Annotated in this window: 21 protein-coding genes and 2 pseudogenes; 2 read left to right on the top strand and 21 right to left on the bottom strand. The window is 61.7% G+C overall.

The window, feature by feature from the left end; translation table 11 throughout:
* Positions 1-465: 465 nt before the first annotated feature.
* The 13 genes and pseudogenes from QO014_RS04355 to QO014_RS04295 form a co-directional block, all read right to left on the bottom strand.
* Entirely contained in the window at positions 466-1377 is a 912-nt protein-coding gene (locus tag QO014_RS04355) for a nucleotidyl transferase AbiEii/AbiGii toxin family protein (protein WP_266347397.1), read from the bottom strand.
* Positions 1367-1930, bottom strand: coding sequence for a type IV toxin-antitoxin system AbiEi family antitoxin domain-containing protein (locus QO014_RS04350; protein ID WP_266347396.1), 564 nt, complete (start codon positions 1928-1930; stop codon positions 1367-1369). Before QO014_RS04350 ends, QO014_RS04355 begins: the two co-directional genes overlap by 11 nt.
* A gap of 212 nt (positions 1931-2142) precedes the next feature.
* Positions 2143-2865, bottom strand: a complete 723-nt coding sequence (locus QO014_RS04345) for a M48 family metallopeptidase (protein WP_266347395.1) — start codon at positions 2863-2865, stop codon at positions 2143-2145.
* Positions 2866-2873: 8 nt separating this feature from the next.
* The gene (locus tag QO014_RS04340; RefSeq protein ID WP_266347394.1) at positions 2874-6077 is read right to left on the bottom strand and encodes a type I restriction endonuclease subunit R; all 3204 of its coding nucleotides are present in this window, start codon (positions 6075-6077) and stop codon (positions 2874-2876) included.
* A gap of 202 nt (positions 6078-6279) precedes the next feature.
* Positions 6280-7527 (bottom strand): restriction endonuclease subunit S, encoded by a 1248-nt coding sequence (locus tag QO014_RS04335; RefSeq protein ID WP_266347393.1) that lies wholly within the window; start codon positions 7525-7527, stop codon positions 6280-6282.
* The gene (locus QO014_RS04330) at positions 7524-8522 is read right to left on the bottom strand and encodes a DUF4357 domain-containing protein (protein WP_266347392.1); all 999 of its coding nucleotides are present in this window, start codon (positions 8520-8522) and stop codon (positions 7524-7526) included. Before QO014_RS04330 ends, QO014_RS04335 begins: the two co-directional genes overlap by 4 nt.
* The gene (locus tag QO014_RS04325; RefSeq protein ID WP_266347391.1) at positions 8515-9105 is read right to left on the bottom strand and encodes a GIY-YIG nuclease family protein; all 591 of its coding nucleotides are present in this window, start codon (positions 9103-9105) and stop codon (positions 8515-8517) included. Before QO014_RS04325 ends, QO014_RS04330 begins: the two co-directional genes overlap by 8 nt.
* A gap of 30 nt (positions 9106-9135) precedes the next feature.
* Positions 9136-10704, bottom strand: a complete 1569-nt coding sequence (locus tag QO014_RS04320) for a type I restriction-modification system subunit M (protein WP_266347390.1) — start codon at positions 10702-10704, stop codon at positions 9136-9138.
* A gap of 8 nt (positions 10705-10712) precedes the next feature.
* On the bottom strand, positions 10713-11291 hold the full coding sequence (locus QO014_RS04315) for a restriction endonuclease subunit S (protein WP_266347389.1): 579 nt from the start codon (positions 11289-11291) through the stop codon (positions 10713-10715).
* 107 nt (positions 11292-11398) lie between these two features.
* On the bottom strand, positions 11399-11629 hold the full coding sequence (locus tag QO014_RS04310) for a DUF2274 domain-containing protein (protein ID WP_266347388.1): 231 nt from the start codon (positions 11627-11629) through the stop codon (positions 11399-11401).
* A 1-nt stretch (position 11630) separates the two neighbouring features.
* Positions 11631-12521: pseudogene (locus tag QO014_RS04305) on the bottom strand (TraB/TrbI/VirB10 family type IV secretion system protein); the annotation flags it as partial.
* Positions 12520-13267: pseudogene (locus QO014_RS04300) on the bottom strand (ParB/RepB/Spo0J family partition protein); the annotation flags it as partial. The pseudogenes QO014_RS04305 and QO014_RS04300, both read right to left, overlap by 2 nt.
* 392 nt (positions 13268-13659) lie before the next feature.
* A complete protein-coding gene (locus QO014_RS04295) occupies positions 13660-14013 on the bottom strand; it encodes a DUF2958 domain-containing protein (RefSeq protein ID WP_266347387.1) in 354 nt (117 codons plus the stop codon).
* 360 nt (positions 14014-14373) lie between these two features.
* Here QO014_RS04295 and QO014_RS04290 point away from each other — a divergent pair, with 360 nt between their 5' ends.
* Positions 14374-14757 carry a helix-turn-helix transcriptional regulator gene (locus QO014_RS04290; protein WP_307257544.1) on the top strand — a complete coding sequence of 128 codons (384 nt, stop codon included), beginning with the start codon at positions 14374-14376 and terminating at the stop codon, positions 14755-14757.
* 169 nt (positions 14758-14926) lie between these two features.
* On the opposite strand, the gene QO014_RS04285 is transcribed toward QO014_RS04290, so the two are convergent.
* Positions 14927-15322 (bottom strand): VOC family protein, encoded by a 396-nt coding sequence (locus QO014_RS04285; RefSeq protein ID WP_266347386.1) that lies wholly within the window; start codon positions 15320-15322, stop codon positions 14927-14929.
* A gap of 112 nt (positions 15323-15434) precedes the next feature.
* On the bottom strand, positions 15435-15863 hold the full coding sequence (locus QO014_RS04280) for a tautomerase family protein (RefSeq protein ID WP_266347792.1): 429 nt from the start codon (positions 15861-15863) through the stop codon (positions 15435-15437).
* Positions 15864-15982: 119 nt separating this feature from the next.
* Between QO014_RS04280 and QO014_RS04275 the strand changes: the two genes are divergently transcribed.
* The gene (locus QO014_RS04275) at positions 15983-16615 is read left to right on the top strand and encodes a TetR/AcrR family transcriptional regulator (RefSeq protein WP_266347385.1); all 633 of its coding nucleotides are present in this window, start codon (positions 15983-15985) and stop codon (positions 16613-16615) included.
* Between the two features lie 95 nt (positions 16616-16710).
* Here QO014_RS04275 and QO014_RS04270 read toward each other — a convergent pair whose 3' ends face one another.
* The 6 genes from QO014_RS04270 to guaB form a co-directional block, all read right to left on the bottom strand.
* Entirely contained in the window at positions 16711-17967 is a 1257-nt protein-coding gene (locus QO014_RS04270; RefSeq protein WP_266347791.1) for a tyrosine-type recombinase/integrase, read from the bottom strand.
* Positions 17968-18283: 316 nt separating this feature from the next.
* Positions 18284-19846: a glutamine-hydrolyzing GMP synthase gene (gene guaA / locus QO014_RS04265; RefSeq protein ID WP_266347384.1), complete on the bottom strand. Its 1563-nt coding sequence runs from the start codon at positions 19844-19846 to the stop codon at positions 18284-18286.
* A 161-nt stretch (positions 19847-20007) separates the two neighbouring features.
* Positions 20008-20277, bottom strand: a complete 270-nt coding sequence (locus tag QO014_RS04260; protein ID WP_266347383.1) for a hypothetical protein — start codon at positions 20275-20277, stop codon at positions 20008-20010.
* Between the two features lie 110 nt (positions 20278-20387).
* Positions 20388-21701, bottom strand: coding sequence for an RsmB/NOP family class I SAM-dependent RNA methyltransferase (locus QO014_RS04255; protein ID WP_266347382.1), 1314 nt, complete (start codon positions 21699-21701; stop codon positions 20388-20390).
* Between the two features lie 12 nt (positions 21702-21713).
* Positions 21714-22121 (bottom strand): MAPEG family protein, encoded by a 408-nt coding sequence (locus QO014_RS04250; protein WP_266347381.1) that lies wholly within the window; start codon positions 22119-22121, stop codon positions 21714-21716.
* A 128-nt stretch (positions 22122-22249) separates the two neighbouring features.
* Entirely contained in the window at positions 22250-23740 is a 1491-nt protein-coding gene (gene guaB / locus QO014_RS04245; protein WP_266347380.1) for an IMP dehydrogenase, read from the bottom strand.
* Between the last annotated feature and the right edge of the window lie 119 nt (positions 23741-23859).

Genomic DNA, 23859 nt, shown 5'->3' with positions numbered 1-23859 from the left:
CACGCGCATGTAGCGTGACGATGCATGGACGCATCCCAGCGCCAAGCACACGGGAACATCCTGTGCCCTGGGACGCACGACCATCGATCTAGAGGTGTCGATGCATATCGCGACTGGTGGAAATCAATCGCAGTCAAGCGACACTTTGCGAGTAACTGGCCGCCGATTGCATCCAAACGCCGCCGTTTCTGCGCCCCTTCACTCCCACTCGATGATTAACTGGAGCGGTAAGTATTTGAATTTTCAGAGAGTTTAAAACGCAGAAATTGACGATTATCGTCAGATATACCGTCAGATTCATACGCAATTGAATTTCCACAATAAATGTGGTGCGGTGCGCGGCATCAATCTGTGCGTTTGTATTATATACGAATCGCGGGAGAACTAGCTAGATCCGATCGCAAAAGCTCGCGATTGACTGCAATAGATAACGATGCGTATGCGCGTTCCTTGCTGCTCTGCAGGCTACGCATTCGATGCACTCCAGCCCTCACTGGGCTTCCAACGCTGATCTCTTTCAGCAGGCTCGATCAGGGGAAGCAGAAATCCGGCGAGGTCGGACACGACGGCAGTCAGCTCCGTCGGCGCCGAGGCCATTCGCTCTCGCCCCAGAAAGGCCCTCCACTGTCGCCCCCAAGCTTCGACGTAAGCATCGCTGAGACCGATCGGCTTCTCGGTCGGAAGCATGGTCTCGCGGCGCGCAAAGGTCTGGTGAACGGCCTCTGCAAGCGATACCCGATCAAATTCGAACGTCTGCGCGATCAGCCAGAGATCGTAGAAATCCTTCAGCCGGCTGTTCGCAATACCGAGCTGGACGAGCGCCTGGAATTTCTCGGCAACCACCGTCGTCACCGGATAGGCGCGCAGGCGGGGTGCTGGCGCGTCGAGCAGTGACGGATATTCAATCTCGACGGGACCCGGCGTAACGGCATCACCGAAACCGATGTCGACCTGAATCGGAACGCGGGCGCCGGCGATCGTCGCGGAGGTGCGCACGCGGATGCCGCCGTATTCAATGTCTTCTCGGATCGGAACAGCCGTAATCGCTCCGATATCGAACTCCAAGCCATCATCATCGACCGGCTGCCCGCAGATCTCGCGAAAGACCGCGCCGATCGCGTCCGGGCTGTTCTCGCCATAGCCGAGGAAATCGAGATCGCGTGTAGGCCGGAAAGGATCTGCCACCCAGGTCACGAACAGCATCGCACCCTTCAGGATGAAGCGGTCGCGATGAGGTGACAGGCTCAGTCGATACAGAAGCCGTTCCAGCGCATAGCGCGTCAGCAGAATCTGAAAGTCCGTGCGTTCGACGCGAGACCGGTCGAGCAGACGAGCCCGGACCGAAGCGCCGACGGTTTTCCTGGGTTCACGTGCCATCGGCTACCGTCGCTTCCACATAGGGCCTCATGGTCGACCAGACCTTTCCCTTCGTCCCAAAGGTCCAGAGCAGGTCGCTCGTGACTTTCCGCTGTCGAAGTCCCTCACGCAGGCCTTCCAGAGCGACATCCAGTCCGACCTTCGCCCGATAGCGAAAGCAATCGACAATTGTCCGCGCTGGATTAGTGATCGCCACCTCGACGCCATCGATGGAGTGTCGCTCGACACCATCTGTCAGCGAGGGGCCGGTGAAGCGCACGAAGCGAATAGGCGGATAGTCGATCTTGGGACGCCAGGCGGTGCGATCGATGGCCATCCAAACGGCGGATGGCATTTGCAGCGTCAGCTCATGGAATTGCAGCGCTGAGGTCAGGCAGATGACGCCTTTGGGAACCAGCACCGACGCTTCCGCCAGAATGCGAGCCGCATCCCCCGAACTATCTGCAAGCTGATAGAGACCGCGCGCGGGGCGAACGACCGCCCCGTCCCGGACAAGACGCGCCAGCGTTTCCGGGCCGATGCCGTGGGCGGCAAAGTCCTTCAGCCGCATCATCGGGCACGTCTTTAGCAGCTTGAGCGCTTGAGCGCGTTGAGAATCCATGGCCGTAGCGATGTGATGTTTCCTCGGCAAATTTTGCAGATAGCAGAGGTTTTATCACATTCCTGAGGAGGAGGAAACCAGGATGACGGGTCCGATGTCGGCCGGTCGAAGGCAACCCTGTTCGACTTGGAAGGCCCAAAACGCAGAGTTCCGGTACACCATTGCTACCTAAGTGCTGCCTCCAGCGCCTCCTTTCGCTCCTCCCAATCGGGCATCACCGTCTCAAGCAACGCACGCCATCCATCACCATGATCGGGGTAGAACGCATGCGACAGCTCATGACAGATCACGTAATCGATCAGCCGCGGGCTCGCTCTCACCAAGTCAATATTTAACACGACACGTCCACTTGGCGTATAGCTGCCCCATCGCTTTGCCATCGGACGAATGACGAGCGAAGGCCGCCTCAATCCTCTACGAACAAACGGCTCCAAGACGATGTCGAACCGTTGCCGGAGCACCTCACGCGCTCTCAGTCGATAAAACGCCTGAAGCAGACGCCTGCAATGTGGTTGGTCCTCCGGGGCTCGGGCCGCCATCACCATACGGCCACTATCGATCCGCACATGAGGGTCTCCTGATTCCTCGACCGAGAGCCGATACTGCCGACCAAGCAGAAGATGGGTCTCCCCCGAAATGTACCGACGCTCCGGCGTAACCTTCGGTCTTTGGGCAATGGTATCGATCTGAGCGAATATCCAAGCGCCTTTCCGGTGCGCCCTGGTTCGGATCTCTTCAATGCCCTCGCCAACCGGGGCAAAGACAGTCACCTCTCCCGTCGGGCGAACATCGATGCGCAGTGCCCGCCTCACCGTGCGGGTCAACTCCGCAGTGACCCTGCGCTCTCCCCAACATATCTCGATTTGCTCGGCTGTCGGCAAGGCCATGGCCATCCTCACTGAGCCAGCCGCACGCGTGCCGATGCCAGAACATCATCGACGATGCCATCAAGAACACTGGGGTCGATCAGAACGCTCCGTTCTCCCCGCAGCTCCTCGAAAAAGAAATCGTCGATATCGTTTCGAATGGCGTTTTCCACATCGCGGTCATACTGCCAGCCGACTTTGCGCCGACGCTGGATGATCTGACTGATCTGCAGAGCAATATCGGCAGCCAAGTCTGGATCATTCATGCCGGCCTTATCCAGGTTGCGCTTGGCCAATCCCCAGAACGCCTGGGCATGGCTGTCATCTCGAAGGCAGGCTGGCGTCGGATCGGCTTCGTCCTGCCGCGTAAGCACCTTGTCCCGCAACGCCTTGATCTTCGAAAGATAGGTCAGGTCGCCGATCCGCCCTTTGTGGAAGTCTGCGATTGTGTCGCGCACAAGTTTTGAGAATTTCTCGAAGAAGATTGGATCTTCATCCCACTTCTCTTCAATCGATCGGGTCAATTGGTGTGCGATCGTATCCGCTACCGAAGCGTCGCTTTCGGTCTTTTCCTGCCGCCGCTCTTCAATCGCTATGTCGTCGAATATATTCAACGGCTCGACCAACGTTACGACATCGCGTGCGATGACGTGGCGATCCAGCAACTGACGAATGCGTTTCTCGTAGTCACGCCAATCAACGCGCTCGGCATAACGAAGCGTGACTGCGGCACGCAGAGAGACGAACCGCCCGAGATCATCCTTCCAGCGCTTCAGCAGTTCCGGCTTCGTCGTCTCGATAAAGGCCGGAGAGGCAAGCGCCACCGTGAAAGCCCGAGAAAACGCCGAAAGGCGCTCATAGAACTCGGCTCTGATCTCTTCATCCGCCAGAAGACGTGCATAGGCTTCCGCATCGAAGCTGTTCGAAACGGATTTGAACACGTCGAGCAGAGCGGCATGGGCGCCCGGCACCTTGTTCGCCTCTTCCCGAATAGCCAGGACACTGCTGGCGATGTCCTCCGGGCTGAAGCCTTGCAATGCATCGTAGCTCGCAAGCGCATCTCCGAGGTCTTTTAGGACGCCCGTGTAGTCGATGATGAAGCCAAAGGGCTTCTCCGGCGCCCCCTCCTCGTCGAATACCCGATTGACGCGGGCGATGGCCTGCAAAAGTCCATGTTCCCGCAGCCGTCGGGCCACATAGAGCACCGTGTTGCGGGGCGCGTCGAAGCCCGTCAAAAGCTTGTCGACGACAATGATGATATCGGGATCGCCGGGGCCTTTGAACTGCTCGACGATGGTTCTGTTATAGGCTTCCTCGCCCCCATACCGCTCCATCATCTTGCGCCAGAAGGTGCGCACGAGGTCGTCATCAGCCTCGTCGACCTCGTCTTCACTCTCGCGCATTTCCGGCGCGGAGATCACGACTTCCGTCGTGACGACACCAAAGTCATCGAAGAGCTTTTTGAGCTGGATGGCGGCCCGCTTCGAGGGCGCCGCAAGCTGCCCCTTAAGCCCGGTCCCCTTGAAATTAGCGGAAAAATGCTGACCAACATCGAAGGCGATCGACTGAAGTCTGGAATCCACGCCTTCGATCTCACGGGCACGGCTCATCTTGCGCTTCAGATCGGCGCGTTGGTCGTCGGAAAGACCGCGCGTGTGGACCTCGAACCAACGGTCGATCTGCGCGTCGTCAACATCGGTGACGACTTCCCGCCCTTCGTAGAGGAGCGGTACGACGGCCTTGTCATCAACGGCATCTCGCATCGAGTAGGCAGGCTGAACCAGCTCGCCAAACTTGGCGAAGGTGCTCTTTTCCTTCTTGGCGATCGGTGTGCCTGTGAAAGCGATGAAGCAGGCATTGGGCAGCACCTCGCGCATACGAGCGTGCAAGCTGTCGAGATTGCCGTACTGGCTGCGATGACTCTCGTCGACCAGTACGAAGATGTCAGCCGACGTATCGACGATCCGCCGCTTGTTGAGCCCCGCGCGAAACTTGTGAATGAGCGTGGTGACGACCGGGGTCTTGTCTTCGATCAGAGACAGCAGGTTCTCGCCCGTGGCGGCCCGCTTCGGCTCCTGGCCGGTGGCACGGAACGTCTTGGTGATCTGGTCGTCGAGATCGGTACGATCCGTGACGATGACGATGCGCGCCGTCGCGTGCGCCATCACGATGGACTTCGCCAGCATCACCATCGTCAGGCTTTTGCCTGACCCTTGCGTGTGCCAGACGACACCACCCTGGCGGCGGCCAGCGGCGTCACGCTCCTCAATGCGCTTCAGCAACGTCTCGACGGTGGCCACCTGCTGGTAACGCGCGACCTTCTTGTGCGGGCCGTCGAACAACATGTAGCGCCGCACCAAGCGCATGAAGCGCTCCGGCCGGCAGAGACCGACGATCGTCTCATCCAAGGGGGTGACGAACCGGTGCTCCTCCATCAGGCCGTCATGACGCTTCATATGCGGCGCGAAATCGAGAGCCACTCGTTTGCCCTCGACGGTGTCGAGCGGTCGATTGACCACGTCCACCGCGAAGCCTGATGGGTCTTCGCGTTCCTTCCACACGCTCCAGAGCTTGCGCGGCGTTCCGACGGTGCCGTAGCGAGGGTCGTAGCTATTGGCCGACAACAGCAACTGAGCGGAATAGAACAGCGCTGGCACGCCCTCGCCAGCCTTCTGATTGCGGATTTGCTGGCTGACACCCTGGTCGGCGGAAACGTGTGAGGCCTTGACCTCGATCATCCCCAAAGGAATGCCATTCACGAAAAGAACGAGATCGACACGGATGGTCGGCCCGCCTGCTTCGCTGACGGTATACTCGCTCGTCACCTGAAAGGTGTTGGCGCGCCAGTCGTTCCAGTCGATGAACTTGAAGGGCCATTCGCGCGACGTGGCGCCGATCGATTGCGGCAAGGCGATGCCGAGCAGCAGGTCGTCGGTCATCCGCTCGTTGGCGCGCACGACACCTTCCGGGATGCGTTCGGCGAGCCGGCGAACCGCAGCATCAATATTCGCTTCGGAGAACGGATAGGCGCGCCCGTCGACATGAATGCGATTGATCCGCGCCAGATCTTCCCGGAGCTGAGATTCGAGGAAAGGCAGCGTCCGCCGCCCGTCACGCCACTGATCGGCCTCGGCTCGCGTCACATAGCGCCAGCCGCAGCTGATCAGCGTATGCAGCGCCTGAAGCTGGGCTCCACCGGCTTCCAAGACGGGGAACTCGGGGGAATGGGTCAAACCCTCGTCTCCCCTGTTGCCGCAAGCGGTATCGGATATATACTTGCCTCGAACCCGGTGCCCAGCGGCACCGCGTCTATCGAGGCTTGGGACGCCGGGCCAGCGTAGCAAATCGGCGTCCTCCCGTCCGGCCTGCCGCAACGCCGTAGACCGGACGACGTGAACAGATCGGATTGGGCTTCGTCGCAAGTGACCTCGAATGTCATGAGTGCCCTCCGACGTTCGACGCATGCGGGCTCAAGGCTTCAGCATCGAAGCGCTCGTCGAGCCGCCACTCACCCGTGAGCAGCTTTTGCATCAGGCCGCGTTTTTGTTTAGTGAGGCGATCAACTAGCAGAGTGAGGGCGTTCACTTGCTCTCTAACGCAGTATAGGACCCTAGATATTTGGACTTGATCTGCCAGATCAGGGAGTTCGATCGTAATGTCGCAAATATCTTGTCTTGTTAGCTGCGGGATAAGGCCATGCGCATTCCGAGCTCTGTTCGAAATCTCTCTCTCTGATACGAAAAACAGAAACCCTGCATCAACGGATTTCGGTGTTATGGCCATCAGCTGGCGGCTGATGCAGTAGCTTTGATCCGCGATTGACATCGTGCCAACGCCTGACCCCTTCACCGTAACGAGAATATCTCCCTCCGAACAAACGACTGGGGGCACTTCCACCCAGGCAGTTGCGAGCGGATGTGCAATGGCAAAATCCGATGGCCCCGTAAGATACGGCGTCCCGAGACCAGCATCATTTACTAGAGCTGACGCAACATGCTGACCGCTTGAAAGAAAAATAACATCGCCAAGCTTCTTCTGGATCCACTTCGTCTCAAGCTTAGCATTCCTGCGCCCCACTCCGATGAGAGACTCGTATAACGCATTGAACTCAATTCGCTTAGCGGTAATCAGCCGTTCAGTTTGATCGATGGCGTGATCCCAGGCGTTAAGCGCCATAACGATACGCTGCTGCTCCCGAAGTGGCGGAACAACGATGGGCATTTCCTTCAGTTGAGTTGAATTGATGCTGGCGAGGTTCGTCGTCTGCTTCGAGCAGCTCAAAAAATACCGCTTCCCGGCAGCGCTCTCGCAATAAGCCGCAAGGAACGCTGACAGAACCTGCGCTTGATCCGGCCGCACAGCGAATACGTGGTTCTGGTGGAGACAGGGCGCAATTTGTCCATTCCAGACGGCTCCCCGACCGAGCTTGTCAAAGTCACCGCCTTCGGTCATCAGCACATCGCCGACTTGCAAGGCATACCGCGCGACTTGATGTTCGCTGACCGTGATGTATTTGACTTCAGATAGATCGATATGACCGTCCTGAACGTTTGCGACGCGCAAATACGGCAAGCGGATCGGGTTGGTTCGATCCGGCTCGCCATTGATGGCAATGCCAGTCTGAACAAAGGCTATCTCGTCAAGCTCGAGAGTTTTCCAGCCTTTCGGGATGATGCCGCTCACGCTCCACCCCCTTCGCTGATCCTGCGCTTACGCCAATCGCCGTAGCTCTGCCCTGTTTTCTCGAGCTTCCAGGTCCTTGGACCGCTGTCGGAGTACCCACCGATCATCGAAGATGCAGCGGAAGGGCTTCCGAAACTCACGTCTTGTGTGAACCGCAGAAGGTCAGGATCGGCGTCCGGCGTCAGCGCACCACTTTCCTGGAGGGCTTGGCGAAGACTGCGAAGCGGGTACGACAACGACTCCTGAAAGTCGCGGTAAGCCGTTGATCCTGCGAATACGACAAACTCACCGGCGCGCTCCACGGCTTTCGCCCGAGCCTTCTTAATGCTTGCAATGAAGGTTGGACCTTCTCCGGATTCCAGAGGCGAGTTTCCGAGTTGGGGGCCCGTGCTCTTGTCGGCCTCGACCGAATGGACTTTGGCTGGCGTCCCTCCCAATGCGGATTGATCTCCTGCCTCCTGTCCTGCCGGCCGCAGCACATCGAACCCGAGCACGGGCAACAGAATCTCGACCTCGTCGAGCACGCGCTCCATGTCAGCGATTTCAGGCTCCGGCAGCCCCTTGAACGGCGGTTCGGTACCATTGACCAGCTTGGCACGGCCTGCGTTGCGAATAGCGGCGATGATCCGGCTTTCCAGATATCGGCCGTGGGCCTTGGTCAGGTTCTCGTCCTTGGAAACAACCAAGACCGCCCGCGTAAAGAACTCCTTCGACTCGTCGCCGTCATGCGCGGCCAGACGGGTCTTCACCTGATCGCCCTCGCCGACATAGACGAGCTGTCGACCCGGCAAATCCGGGTCCGGTCCGACGAGGAGATAGATTCCGGTGCGCGAGGCCTCTTCCCGCCGGATCAGATCAGGCAGAGCCGTGCGAGAGGCGACGGCGGCGCGCACCGAGGAGATGCCGAGTTCAGCCGTGATGACACCGGATGGCGAGCCGTCGACCAAATAGAGCTTCAAGGTGCGTCCGCGCCGGGATCGTGAGATGTCATTCATCGATCGCCGCCTTCGGCTTTCTTCCGCGCTTCTTCGGCTCCGGCCTGGGTGTCACCTTGGTTTCGATCTCCTCAAGCTTCGCCATCAGCCGACCCAGCTTGGTGACGATGTCACCTTCCGCGTTCTTATGAGGTACTTGAAATACTTGAATTGCATCCCTGAACGTACCACTTTGCTTATTGAAGCCTGGGTTCGTAACCGCAATCAAGACCGCTTCAAGCTGCGCAAATGCATCGCCGACTGTTATTTTTGATGTCTTTGACGTTGGCGGGCACCCGAACCAAGAGAACTCATCCCACCACTCAGCCAAATGATCAGTGCGATGTTGCTTTAAGCGCTGAAATAGGTTGGCCTCATTACCAAGCCCAGCTTCACCGACATAGACAAGTCGCGAGTCTCTGTAGAGACAATAGACACCTATCCAATTCGAGTACTCGCTCGAATTGTCATACTCCTCCTTTGTAGGCCGCCCCCGTCGCTCCAGTTGGACGCGTTCTCGCCCCCGGAGATGGCCGGCATCGCCCTTCTTTCCTGCCCACAAAACATCAGCTGACGACCAGAATAATCCGTAATGCGTAATCATCGGCAAGACCTCAGCACATATGAACGACCACTATACATCGATGCCGAGATCCTTCAGGTAGGCGTTCATCTTCTTGCGCGTCTCGGCGAGCTGGCCTTCGAGGTCACGGATTTCGTCCTGTACCGCCTGGAGGTCGACTTCAGGCTCCGGTTCGAAGGTATCGACGTAACGCGGGATGTTGAGATTGAAGCCGTTGGCCTCGATCTCCTCGAACGTCGCTTTGTACGAATAGCGCTCGATCTCCGCACGGCTGCGATAGGTCTCGACGATCGTCTTCACGTTGTCGTCGGTCAGCCGGTTCTGCTTCTTGCCCGGCTCGAAATCTCGGCTGGCGTCAATGAACAGAATGCCTCTCTCGTGCGAGCGCAGTCCGTCCGTCTCGCGCGATTTGTCGAACACCATGATGCAGACGGGAATGCCGGTGGTCGGGAACAGCTGCGCCGGCAGTCCGATCACAGCATCGAGAAGATTGTCCCGGATCAGCTTCTCGCGGATTTTGCCTTCGGCGCCGGAGCGGAAAAGCACACCATGCGGGGCGACGACCGCCATGCGCCCGACCGTCGGCCGCGTGATCGCAAGCATGTGCAGGATGAAGGCGTAATCGCCGCGGCTCTTGGGCGGCATGTGCGGGGTGAAGCGCTTGTAGGGGTCGGGAAGCGCATTCCCTTCCGAATCCGTATTGCCCCACCACTTGTCGAGACTGAACGGCGGATTGGCGACCACCACGTCGAACCGCATCAGATGATCGCTTTCGATCAACGTCGGCGAGTTGAGCGTGTCGCACCAGTCGATACGCGCGCTGTCCTGAGCATGCAAAAGCATGTTGAGTCGGGCCAGCGAGCGCGTGCTGCCGTTCGACTCCTGGCCGAAAAGCTGGAAGTTGCCGTCAGGCACCTCCTCGCCGGCGCGCAGCAGCAGCGAGCCCGAGCCGCAGGCCGGATCGCAAATTCGGTCGCCGGACTTCGGATTGGCGAGCTTGGCGACGACCTCCGACACCTTGCGCGGCGTGAAGAACTCGCCCGCCTTCTTGCCCGCGTCCGACGCGAAACGCTCGATCAGGAAGATGTAGGCGTCGCCGAGGATATCCTCGGACGTCTCCGACAGATCGAGACCCGGTTTGGCAAAGTCCTCCAGCAGTGTCTTCAGCCGCCGGTTGCGGTCCTTCGTCTGACCCAGATTCGTCTCCGAGTTGAAGTCGATCGCTCGGAAAAGGCCGCCGAGTTTGCCTTCGTTGGCCTTTTCGATCGCGTCCAAGACGATGTTGATCAGCTCGCCGATGTTGTCGCGCCCGCGACGTTCATGGAGGCTGTAGAAGTCACCTAGAAAGCTTTCCTCGACCTCGTTGGTCTTGCTGTTCTTCAGCTCCACGGTCGGCAGCTTGAAGCGTTCGCGATCCAGGCGGCGCTGGATGCGGAGTTCATCGCCACCAAATTCGCGGCGGAACTCTTCAACGTGCTTGCGGCGCACGTCGCTGATGTACTTCAGGAAGAGCGCGGTGAGCACATAGTCCTTGTACTGCGTGGCATCGACAGCGCCGCGGAAGGTGTCGCAGGCGCGCCAAACGGCCGAAAGAATGTCTTCTTGCTGAAGGGTGGGCATGACGTCTCCTATGAATTTTGGATCGTGGTGGCCGCGCGGAAGGCGCGCGCAAGGGCCTCACGACCAAGAAGGGAATTGAGGTTGGCGAGGCGTTGCAGAAGGGCGGCCTCGTCGTGAAAGGACCGCGCCAGCTCGGCGATCAATCTCTGCGTCGGCATCGGTGGAAGTGGAACGGCAAGCTTGTCGAGAGCTTCCTTGGGCAGCCGAGCGAGCCCGGTGCCCTGCTTGTTGCCGGAGAACGCTGCCTGCGTCGCGGGAAGATCGAGAAAGGCCGCCAGATAGCCGGGATCAACCTTCGAGGGGTCGGGACGAACCAGATAGAGATCCAGGGAAATGAAGGCGCCGAGCCACGAGTGAGCAGCCTGACAAATGTCAGTTGTAGCACCGCGCGCTGCGACGATCAGGTCGCCTTCCTCTATTGGTAATGCCCTGGCGACCGCCGGCGGTTCGCCGGTCGCAAGTTTGGCGTCACGGCCAGACCTCAAGTCGGACAGGTCGGATAACCGCACAAAGCGCGCGGTTCCACTGCCACCCTCTTGAACCGCCAGGCCGGAATAGATGCCGGATATTTCTCTGAGTTCGAGCATTCCTCAAACTAGAAAACCCCAGACAGAATGTCAACCGGATTAGAGCGTTCCTCAAACTGAAAATCTGCATCAACCGTGTTGCGTTGCCGAAAGGGGCAGTATCCAGTTCAAGCGATGGGCTTCCGCCCTTTTCTCCCTTTTGAGAAGCCCCGATCCGTTGCCATGAACCGTTCCAGCATGGGTGCGATCAGGCGAAAGGGATCGGCTGCGGCTTGGCCTGCCTCGCGGGCGAGAATCTCAGCATAAGCGGTCAGGTCGCGATGCAGGCTGGCGGGAAGCCCCAACGTAACCTTCATCGGCTTGTCGTCGGCGATCGGGCCGAGTTCCAGCTTTGCCATGTCAACCTCCATAGGGCTCAAGCATGAGATCGCGGGTGACGATCACGCGGACGGGGAAGCCTGGCCGGATGGTCAGCGTCGGGGCGATGTTGAGCTGGCGCTGCACGATCTGCTGGCCGGTCTGGTTGATGCTGTCGGATGCGCCGTTGCGCAGCGCGCGGATGATGTCGCTGTCATTGCTCGACGATCAGGATTGAGCGCCGACGCTGAGCAGCGTCGACAACGCCGCGGCCTTGAACAGCTCACCCCAATGGTAGTCGACGCCATCTTCGAGCCCGGCATAGCCCTCGGCGTCCACGCCCGGCTGGCGCTCCAACACGATCGAGCGGCCATTGGGGAAGATCAGCCGGTTCCAGACGAGCAGCACGCGGCGCTGACCGAAGCCAACGCCGTTGTCGTACTGCCCGACGATCCGCGTGCCCTGCGGCACGAGCAGAATGCGCCCGGTCGGGCTGTCATAGACGTTCTCCGTCACCTGCGCGGTGATCTGGCCGGGAAGATCGGAGCGGATGCCGGTGATGAGCGCAGCCGCGATCACCGCCCCGGCCTGAAGTACATTGGCCGACGCGGGAGCGGCGACACGATCAGGGGAGACGGTGCGCTTGTCGGGTGCTTGGTTCAGAAATGCGAGCTGACGATCCTGCGCGGAAGGCGTCGCGGGCGGTGGCGCGAGTCCGAGGCTGGCAAGGTCCGCCTGCGGCGTGACCGCCGCTTGCGGCTGCGGCACGGCGGTGTTGGCCGGTCGTGTCTCGGTCGAAGCAAAGAGACGTGCCGTCCGCGCGGCCTCCGACTCCTGAATGCGGCGCTGCTCTTCCTGACTGATCCCCGGATTGGGCGCCGCGATCCCCGGTGTCGGCACCGGCTGGCCAGCATTCTGGGCGCTGAGAATCGGTGCCGCCCGCCTCCGCATAGGCGTCCGCGCCGACGAAGATCGCGCGCCGGTCGGTCGCCGCGACATTCATCTTGGTCAGGTCGCGCCGGATGGTGGAAAGCTCACGGTTCCACGACAGGGTCTCGTAGACCTGCTCCTGCCGGTCATGGTCCTCGGTGATGGCAAACGCCATCAACTGGTCCAGCGACAAACCGCCGTCCCGATAGACCTGCATCAGCTTTGGGCTGACCGCGCCGAGGCGAAGCCGCTGCCTGACGACATGGGCGCTGACGCCGAACCCGGGCGGCGATTTCCTCCGCGCCCCATCCGCGATTGTCCGCCAGTTCTCGGAAGCGCTCGAACTGGTCGGCGGGATGCATGGCCTCGCGGGTAACATTCTCGTCGAGGCTGATCTCTGTCGCATCGTTCTCGGTATCCAGAACGCAGCGGATCGGCTCCGACTTCTTGATCTGCTTGCGCTTCACGCGCAGCATTTGCGCGAGCCTCCGGCCTTCGCCGATGGTCACGAAATAGCTGCCGGTCGGCTCGCCGCCCGCGTTCGTCTCAGGCTCCACCACCAGATTTTGCAGCATCCCCTTGGCGGCGATGCTGGCCGCCAGCGCCTCGATATGGGCTTCGCCGTGCGGGGTCTTGCGGGCGTTGCGGGGCGACTTCTTGAGCTTGTTCAACGGCACGAACAGCACCGCGCCATTCTCGGTGGCGGAAGTTTCGAGAACCGTGGCGATGGTTTCGACTGTGTCGGTCATGGTCTTGATCCTTTGGCTTGGGTTGGAGCGCAGCGCTGCGCTGCAACCCTGGCCGTCGCCGAGACCGGGGGTGTAAAGTGCAAGGGCGGCCGGGACGGAGGGGGATCACCCGGCCTGCACAAGCGGATCGAAGCTATGAGCGGGGTGCGAAACACGCATCCGCGCGGAAGGCCGGGGAAACCGTCTCGGCCGAGCGTCAGCGATCCCTTGCACCGCGCCAGGGGCAGCGCTCCCAAGCACCCGACCGGTGCGAGCGAAAGCGAGGGCCGGGAATGATGACCGGATCAGGATGTACAAAGCCGTAGAACCTGAAAGCCGCGCATCCTGATCGCCGTCTTTCTTCATGAGCACGACCCAGCGCCCGGCCCGAAGGCGGGGCGCGGCTGCGATCGTCAGTCGGTGGCGATCCTGCCGGATTGGCGAGCGCGCTGAGTGTACCAGCTCAAGGGATGCTCAGCCCTGAAGTGGAGGTCACGCTCAACCGGAAGCCGGAGCCGTCCGCGCACCCTGCGGATTTCGGCAAGGCTGACATAGCCGAGTTCGGGCTCGCCAAGGCCGAGATCGCAGAGGCCGAACAGACGATCGGGGTCTTCGGGATCGGCTTCGGTGAGAAGCCAGGTGGCGCCGGCGTCCGGTGTGAAGAGCTTGACGACGGGGCGCGGATCGATGTCCTCGCCGGCGGCGCTGCGAGCACCATTGGCGAGAAGCCGGGCGTAAAGTTCGTCAGTGATGAGTGCTGCGGCCATGTCGGCCTCCATTCGATGTCACCCTCCGATCGAGGGCGAGGAGGCGTTCGGCCGGCGCAATCGAGCGGCGCGGTCAGGCCCTACTCGGTCTGGTGCGGGCCAGGCTTGACCGCGCCGCGGCGGCGGCCAGCGTTACCGGAACTCGTCGAGAGGGAATGATCGAAGGCCGCAGGCACAGTTCGCTCAGGAAAGGATGCGCCGGGCTTTTGGGAAGAAGGCGTCTAGTGTCGCTCGCGATTGCCTTCCGATTCCCGCGCGATGGCCGCCGTTTCCCGCACGCCAACGCCCGGAGTCTTCAATGAATGACCAAAATGTTTCACCTTTGTCGCAGTCATTCCACTGCAATCGAAGGCGATCGACATGAAACGCGAACAGACGATTTCTCGAGAAGATCGGACCCTGGCCTTAGACACCTTGCAGCCACCCGCCAAAGAGCCTGCCGAGAGCAGCTCCAAGCGGTTTCGGCCCCCCGCCGATCTGTCAAAGCGCGTGATCCGTCGCCCAGAGCTTCGCAAAGTCGTGCCACTCGCTGACACGACGATCTACGAGATGGAACAGCGCGGCGAGTTTCCCAAGCGCTTCTTCCTAACGCCGCGCTGCGTGGTTTGGGATTTGTCCGAGGTCGAGATTTGGCTCGTCGAACGACGCCGCGCGTCGGAGGCGGATATCGTGCGCAAAGCACCAGCGCCGGATGTTCACCAACGGCGCACGCGACCGGTCAAGACACCTCTTAATCGGATTTGAGAGGCGCCGGCGCGAACGCCTTCCTTCATGTCAACGGAAGTCGAACCACTTATGCGTGGAAGTTCCAATCCCTCGCAGTCCGCCACCCCCGCCGATTGCGCGCTATAGCGCGATATTCTGCGCGACAGCTACATGCACTCCTATCACCGCATGGCTATCACACGGCAGGCTACAATGGACAGTCCAGCATCCATTGGACGCCGAATCGATCAGTGAACTTGCCGTAATAACTCCCCCACGGCTGCACTGCGAGCCGCGTGGTGATCTTGCCGCCATCGGCAAGCGCTGCGAACAATCTGTCTGTCGAGGCGCGATCGTCCATGATGAGCATGTGAGCGGAGCCTCGCATCGGCTCGGCATCGTGATTGTCCGAAGCGAAGAACAGAAGCCCAGGCCCCTCGAAGCGGGCGTGCATGACCTTGCCGCGCATACCGTCGCTGGCGAGCGGCACTCCGTGGTCGCCATGCCGCATGAGCGCCGTGACCCGACCAAGGCCACATGCGGTATAGAAGTCGAGTGCTGCTTCGCACTGGGTCGTGAAAAACAGATAGTTGGCAAGCTGCATGGCAGGACCTCCGTTAGGCTAACGGACCGCGAAATCTTCGCGTCTCGCAGTCCAGAGCAACGTGCGCTCCGATGAATGCACGTTGCTCTAGAGAATTCAGCGATGCGAAACGCTACGGGGCGATGCCGCCGCCCACTATGGCCTCGACCAAGCTGGCATTGTCGTAGCTGCGGCCGGCGATGCCCCAAGCTCCTTCGGGAGCGTAGACGATGTTCGACCAGATATGCTCCCGCTTCAGCCGTCCCCCGGCTGCCTTTTCGACGATATCCGTTGCCCTCTCGATGAAAGCGCTTTTCGCCTCAGGCGTCGCCAGCGCGATCTCGGGGAGCTTGAGTTCGACAAAAGCGGCCGCCGCCACCCTGCCACCGGCAAGTATATGTTCCCTGGGCAACACATTGATCGAGCCAACGATGTTGGCCGTCATGAAGGCATTGCCGGTCAGCCCCGAGATTTCGAGTAGCGCGTCTGTCAGCCCGGAAAAGGCCTCGGCCTGGGCCTGTGGCGATAGCAGCCCTTCGGGCACGGTGAGCGTAATGGGCATAGGGTTCTCCTCGTTTGAACGGGAACGGCACTTGATATATACCGAACACTCTCTATCCATAAACATGGATCACTCTCTATGCAAGAGATAAAGAGCGATCACTCTTAATGAGGACGGCCATGCGCTACAGCCCGGAACATAAACAGGAGACCAAAGCCAGGATCGTGGCGGCGGCGGGCCGGGTTTTTCGAGAGGAGGGCTATGGCGGCGGCGGCATCGAAGCCTTGACCAAGGCCGCAGGCGTCACCAACGGCGCCTTCTATGGGCACTTCAAGACCAAGAGCGAAGCCTTCCGCACCGCCGTGTTGTCGGGCCTGGAAGAGTTGCGGCAAGGGATTGCAGCGCTCAAGGGCAGCGACCGGACGAATTGGCTGACGACCTTCGTGGGCTTCTATCTTGGTTACAAACGGACCTGCGATCTTGGCGAAAGCTGTGCCTTGCCGAGCCTGTCCACCGATGTGATGCGCGCCGATGACGATACGCGCGCTGCTTATACGGCGGAGTTGAAGCGCCTCGTCGACGAGCTCGCCGCAGGTTTGCCGGAAAGTGATGCCCCGGGCACGCCCATCGGCTCGCAACAAGATCAGGCGATCGTGCTGCTCGCCATGTTGAGCGGAGGCGTTACGCTTGCCCGAGCCGTATCGGACCCGGAGTTGTCGGACCGTATCGCCCGCCTCGTAGCGCAGGCAGCGTTACGTTTGACCGGCCAGAAGGCGATGGACAGCGCGCATTCGAGTTCTGCCGATCATTGAAGTTGTGCGGCGTTGGAGGGCTATAGCATACATGTCGTGCTCATCTGGCTCTGACCCTACCGCTGATCTCGGCACGGCAACTAGGAGGTCATCGATCAACGCGCCGCTTCCGCCCCTATAAGCACCATCGACGGCGGTAACAACGTAGGCGCCCGCTTCACTCCGTTCACCCAGGCATCGATCATGTCGGCCCATTCCTGGAGCATGTGTCGCCGTTGCGGTTCGTATTCCGCCTTGTTGTAGACGCCGCGCGATGAGCGCCCGTCCTCATGGGCGAGGCACTTCTCGATCCAGTCGCTGTTGAACCCCATCTCGTTCAACAGCGTCGAGCCTGTCCGGCGCAGGTCGTGGACCGTGAACGGCTCCAGAGGCAGCCCCTCCTTCTTCGCCCGCACCACAACGGCCGTGGTCACGCGATTGAAGGTCGCGCGCGACATGGGGGCATCGGCGTCGTAGCGGGACGGCAGCAGATAGCGCGAGTTGCCGGCGCAGGTCTTGAGCGCAATCAGGATGTCGAGCGACTGTTGCGAGAGATAGACGTTGTGCGCCTTCGACCGCTTCATGCGCTCCTTCGGAATGGTCCAGACGGCGTTTTCGAAATCCACCTCGTCCCAGATGGCGTCCTGCAGTTCGCTCTTGCGGACCATGGTGAGCAGGATCAGACGCAGGCCGAGGCGGATGGTCGGCAGGGTCGGCACGTGCTCGACCTGCTGCAGCATGATCGTGATCTCAGCCGGCGATAGCGCCCGGTCCTTCGGCTGGAAGGTCGCGATCGAGGCTGGCCCGACCTCGTCGGCCGGGTTCGGCACTTTCTCGCCGTGCAGGATGGCGAAGGCGAAGATCTGTTTGACGATGTCGCGGGCGTGGATGGCGGTTGCAGGGGCGCCGCGCTCCTTCACCTTGGCGCAGAGCTGTCGGAGATCGTCCGGCGTCACCTCGGTCAGAAGGCGGTTCTTCCAGGCAGGGAGAATATCGCGATCGAGGATGGCCTTGCGCATCGAGCGGGTGCTTTCCGCCATGCGCGCTTCCTTGATCCATATGCCGCTCACCGCGCCGAAGCTGCGCTCCATGGCCTTGCGCCGCTTGTCACGCTGTTTCTCGTGAGCCGGAGAAAGCCCCTCCGCCACCAGCTTGCGAGCGGCTATGCAGCGTTCGCGCGCTTCGGCGAGCGTGAGGCCATCAGAGCCGTAGGGGCCAATCGTCAGCGTCTCCCGGCGGCCGTTCAGACGGTAGTCGTACCGGAAGGTGATTTGGCCTGTCGTGGCGACGGAAACGTACATACCGTCACGGTCAGCCACCTTGTACAATTTATCCTTTGGTTTCAGCCTCTTGATGGCCATGTCAGTGAGCATGGGTACGGCCTCGTTGACGATCGAAAATGCCTTTTTCGAGGTCAATTTTACCGTCAAATCTGATACCGTCAATCGTTGAGAATAACCCTTGTATATCAGACTATTAGCTTGATTTTTAACGGATCGCTTCGGTTTTTGGCCTGACGGTAGGGTGAAAATCTGGCGGGACGCAAAAAACGCATACCGTCGCACGCACCGTCAGAACCCGTCGCTTAAGGGCGATAGGCTCCGATAGTGAAGGCTTGATTTTTTGTTTTAGTTCAGCTAGTTATTAGGATATGGCGATAGTTCGCGAAACGCTGCGAACCACATCATTTCATTCCCACTCGATCGTCCCCGGCGGCTTGCTCGTCACGTCGTAGACGACGCGGTTGATGCCTTTGACCTCGTTGATGATGCGGGTTGCGGCTCGGCCGAGGAAGTTCATGTCGTAGGGGAAGAAATCGGCCGTCATGCCGTCGACCGAGGTCACGGCGCGGAGCGCGCAGACGCTGTCATAGGTGCGGCCGTCGCCCATCACGCCGACGGTCTGCACCGGCAGCAGCACGGCGAAGGCTTGCCAGATCGTGTCGTAAAGGCCGGCCTTGCGGATCTCGTCGAGATAGATCGCATCGGCCTTCCGGAGGATATCGAGCTTCTCGCGGGTGACGCCGCCGGGCAGGCGGATGGCTAGGCCCGGGCCCGGAAAGGGATGACGGCCGACGAAGAAATCGGGCAGGCCGAGCTCGCGGCCGAGCGCCCTCACCTCGTCCTTGAACAGTTCGCGCAGCGGCTCGACCAGCTGCATGTTCATGCGCGCCGGCAGGCCGCCGACATTGTGGTGCGACTTGATCGTGACCGACGGTCCGCCCGAGAAGGAGACGCTCTCGATCACGTCGGGATAGAGCGTGCCCTGGGCGAGGAATTGCGGCGCGCCGCGGCCGTCGCTCGCGATCTTCTTAGCCTCGTCGTCAAAGACGTCGATGAAGAGCTTGCCGATGATCTTGCGCTTCGCCTCGGGGTCGGTCACGCCCTCGAGCTGGCCGATGAAGAGGTCCGACGCGTCGACATTGACGAGCGGAATGTTGAAATGCTCGCGGAAGAGCGAGACGACCTGGTCGCCCTCGCCCTGGCGCATCAGCCCGTGATCGACGAAGACGCAGGTCAGCTGCTCGCCGATCGCCTCATGGATCAGCACGGCGGCGACGGCGGAATCGACGCCGCCCGAAAGCGCGCAGAGCACCCTGCCCTTGCCGACCTGCGCGCGGATCTTCTCGATCATCTGCTCGCGATAGGCCGACATCGTCCAGTCGGACTGCAGCCCGACGATGCGGTGCGCGAAATTGGCGAGCAGCTTCGCGCCATCCGGCGTATGGACCACCTCCGGGTGGAACATCGTCGTGTACATGCGCCGCTCTTCATTGACGGCGATGGCGAAAGGCGCGTTTTCCGACGTGCCCACCACCTTGAAGCCCGGCGGCAACTCGGTCACCCGGTCGCCATGGCTCATCCAGACCGGATAGCGGCCGCCGACCTCCCAGACGCCGTCGAAGAGCGGGCTCGCTTCCTTGATCTCGACCTCTGCGCGGCCGAACTCCGCCGCATGCCCGCCCTCGACCTCGCCGCCCTGCTGCAGGGCCAGCGTCTGCTGGCCATAGCAGATGGCGAGGATCGGCACCTCGGCATCGAACACCGCCTGCGGCGCGCGCGGGCTGCCGGCATCGGTGACGGAGGCCGGCCCGCCGGAGAAGATCACGCCCTTCGGCTTGAGCTTCTCGAACGCCTCCTCCGCCTTCTGGAACGGATGGATCTCACAATAGACGCCGGTTTCGCGGAGGCGCCGCGCGATCAGCTGCGTCACCTGCGATCCGAAATCGATAATGAGAATGCTGTCGTTCATGAGGGCGGCCCGGCATCTGAGGGGGAATGGCCCCCGGTTAAGCGATCCGGCCGCAAACTGCAATCAAAGAGACGCCCGAAGGCGTGGCAGAGGACCGATGAATGCAAATGGGCGGCCAAGCCGCCCATCGCAAGGTTTCCGTTCGGCTGTCGCCGCGGCGATCAGGGCGTCGTCGCCGCCGGAGCCGTCGTGGCCGGAGCCGTCGCAACCGGTGCCCAGAAGGCGAAGTCGGCGCAGCCTTCCGGCGCCTGGATGTCGCCGAAGCGCTCTTTCAGCTTCTGGCAGGCGAACTGCCGCGCAGCGACCGGTAGCCGCTTGTTGATCGCAACGCCCATGCTGTCATTCGGATTGGCGGCGGCAAAGGCGTAATAGGCCCAGTAGCCGCCGACGATGATGATGAGAAGAACGATCAGTCTAACCAGACCACCCATAGCGATTCACGTTTCCTTGTTCGGTCGGAGTGACGGGCCCGTTCTAGAGACGCCCTTCCGATGTGTCGAGGCGCGGACGCCCCATGCCGTGACCGAAATCACAATCGAAATCAGCCGGCGCGCGTGAGCACCGAGACGAAGAAGCCATCCGTCCCGCTGGAACGCGGCGTCAGCAGCAGGCCGTGCGCGAGCAGTCGTGCCGCCCCACCGATCGTCGTCATCGCCTCGTTTTCGAAGGCATGGACGACCTCCGCGGGCGGAACGACGCCGAAGGATGGATGGGTCTCGAGGAAGGCGGCGATCTGGTCGGAATTCTCCTCCTCCAGCACGGAGCAGGTGATGTAGACGAGCCGGCCGCCCTTCTTGACGTAGCGCTCAGCCGCGTCGAGCACGAGCGCCTGGTCCTTGTTGCGCTCCGCGAGGCTGCCGGGGCGGATGCGCCATTTGGCGTCGGGATTGCGGCGCCAGGTGCCGGTGCCCGTGCAGGGCGCGTCGATCAGCACGAGGTCCATGCGGCCCTCGAGATCGTCGAGCACGTCGCCATTGGGGCGCGGCGTGCGGACCTGAACGTTGCGCACGCCGCTGCGCGTGAGGCGATCATGGATCGGCGCGAGGCGGCGGCGGTCGGAATCATAGGCGAAGATCTGCCCGTGGTTCTGCATCGCGGCGGCGAGCGCCAGCGTCTTGCCGCCACCGCCGGCGCAGAAATCGAGCACCTGCATGCCGGGCCTCGCGCCGGCGAATTCGGCCGCGAGCTGGCTGCCGAGATCCTGGATCTCGACATGGCCCTTCAGGAACGATTCGGTCGAGGCGATGTGCGGCTCGCCGCGCTCCGGCTCCAGCGGCAAGCGCAGGCAGAGCGTGGAAAGCGCCGGGCGCTCGGGCGCGCGACCGACTTCGGCGGTGACCTCCTTCGCCGCGTGGTCGGGCTCGGCCTTCAGCGTATTGACGCGGAGGTCGAGCGGCGCGGGCTCGGCGAGCGCCTGCAATTCCTCCACCACCTCGGCGCCGAAGATTCGGGCGAGATTGGGCGCGATCCATTCGGGATAGTCGCCGCGGATGAAATCGGGCGCCTCGGCGAGCCGGTCCTCCGCCAATGCGGCGCGCTCCTCGTCGGAGAGCGGCAGGGGCGCAAAGCGCTCGCCAGAGAAGAGCTTTTCGATCGCCGCGATGTCGAGCCCGCGATGCTGGTGAAACAGGCCCAGCATGATCGCGCGGCCATCCTCGCCATTGGCGGCGAAGGCGGACGAGCTCTTGTGGCGGAGCGCGTCAAAGACGAGATCGCCGATGGCGCGGCGATCCTTGGAGCCCGCAAAGCGATGCGCGAGCCCCCAATCCTTGAGAGCGTCGGCGGCGGGGCGGCGGCGGTTCGCGATATCGTCGAGGACTTCGATCGCGGCTGAAATTCGGGCGACTGGTGTCATGATCCCGCGCTTCTAGAGGATACGCACAGCAAGGTCGACCCACAGCAGAACGACAAGCACGAATGCGACGAGGAAGGCGCCATGGCGCAGCGCCAGCGGACCGGCCAGCGCGCCGATCGTGTGGGCGACGCGCGCGATCACAAAGGCCCAGGCGAGTGCCAGTTCGAGGATCGAGGCGCCATCGATCATGAACAGGAAACCGATGACCGCGAAGAAGACGAGCGGCAGCTCGAACTGGTTGGCGAGATGGCGCCGCGCCTCGGCCGAGGCGCGCGGCTCATCGGCGCCGGGCGGAAAATCGGTACTCGCAACCGCCTTGCTTGCCACCGCTCTCTGCCGGGTCGCGCCGAGCCAGACATAGCAGAACGCGATCAGCGCGAACTGGGCGATGGCTGGCCAGAGGATGACGGTCTTGATCATGGGAGACGGGTCCTGTTGGGCGAGAGGGGGGTCGGGAACGGTTCGGCCCCATACCGGGCGCCGGCCCGGTATGGGTGACGCTCACTGGAACGCTGCGCGGAACCGTCTCGTTCCCGCCCGATGCCGGCTCAGCCGATGCCCGGATAGTTCGGGCTCTCCCGCGTGATGGTGACGTCGTGGGTGTGGCTCTCGCGCAGGCCCGCCGACGAGATGCGCACGAAGCGTGCCCGGTCGCGGAAGGCGGCGAGATCTTCGGCGCCGACATAGCCCATGGCGGCGCGCAGGCCGCCGGCGAGCTGGTGAAGCACGCCCGAGACCGGGCCCTTATAGGGAACCTGGCCCTCGATGCCTTCCGGCACCAGCTTCAGCGTATCGCGCACTTCGGCCTGGAAATAGCGATCGGCCGAACCCCGCGCCATGGCGCCGACCGAGCCCATGCCGCGATAGGCTTTGAACGAGCGGCCCTGGTGCAGATAGACCTCCCCGGGGCTCTCTTCCGTACCGGCGAGCAACGAGCCGATCATCGCGCAGCTGGCGCCGGCGGCGAGCGCCTTGGCGAGATCGCCCGAATATTTGATGCCGCCATCGGCGATAACAGTCACATCGGCATCGTTCGCCACGGCGACGGCTTCCATGATGGCGGTGAGCTGCGGCACGCCGACACCGGCGACCACGCGCGTGGTGCAGATCGAGCCCGGGCCGATGCCGATCTTGACGGCGTCGGCGCCCGCGTCGATCAGCGCGCGCGTGCCATCGGCGGTCGCGACATTGCCGGCGATGATCTGGACGCGGTTGGAGAGCTTCTTCACGCGCTCGACAGTATCGAGCACGCGCTGCGAATGGCCGTGCGCCGTATCGACGACGATCAGGTCGACGCCGGCGTCGATCAGCCGTTCCGTGCGCTCGATGCCATTATCGCCCACCGTCGTGGCGGCGGCGACGCGCAGCCGCCCCTGCTCGTCCTTGGCGGCGTTGGGATTGAGCTGCGATTTCTCCATGTCCTTGACGGTGATCAGCCCGACACAGCGATACTGGTCATCGACAACGACGAGCTTCTCGATGCGGTTGGAATGGAGCAGGCGCTTCGCTTCGTCCTGGCTCACCGTCTCCTTGACGGTGATCAGGTTCTCGCGGGTCATCAGCTCGTAGATCTTCTGGTTCGGATTGGTCGCGAAGCGCACATCGCGATTGGTCAGGATGCCGACCAGCCGGCCGGGCGACGTCGCGCCCTCGACGACCGGGATGCCGGAAATGCGGTAGGTCTTCATCAGCGTCAGCGCTTCGGCGAGCGTCGCCTCCGGGCCGATCGTGACCGGGTTCACCACCATGCCGGATTCGAACTTCTTGACCCGGCGCACCTCCTCGGCCTGCTCGGCCGGCTCGAGGTTGCGGTGGATGACGCCGAGGCCGCCGGCCTGCGCCATCGCGATCGCGAGGCGCGATTCGGTGACCGTATCCATGGCCGAGGAAATGATCGGGATGTTGAGCTCGATCTGCCGCGTCAGGCGGGTGCGGATATCGACCTCGCCCGGCATGACGAAGGAATGACCCGGCTGCAGCAGCACGTCGTCGAAGGTGAGCGCCTCGCGCCCGGTCGAAAGCTCGATGATCTGTGCCATGCCAACGTCCTTAAAAATATGACCGACCAACCGGAGGACGATAGACCTTCGGCGAGTCGGTTCGATGAATGAGGTTGGCGCGGGTCATTAGCATGGTGCGCCGCAGGATGAAAGGGCGT

This window comes from Kaistia dalseonensis, assembly GCF_030814715.1.
In the GTDB taxonomy this organism is placed as follows: domain Bacteria; phylum Pseudomonadota; class Alphaproteobacteria; order Rhizobiales; family Kaistiaceae; genus Kaistia; species Kaistia dalseonensis.
This window is presented reverse-complemented; position numbering and strand designations above follow the sequence as displayed.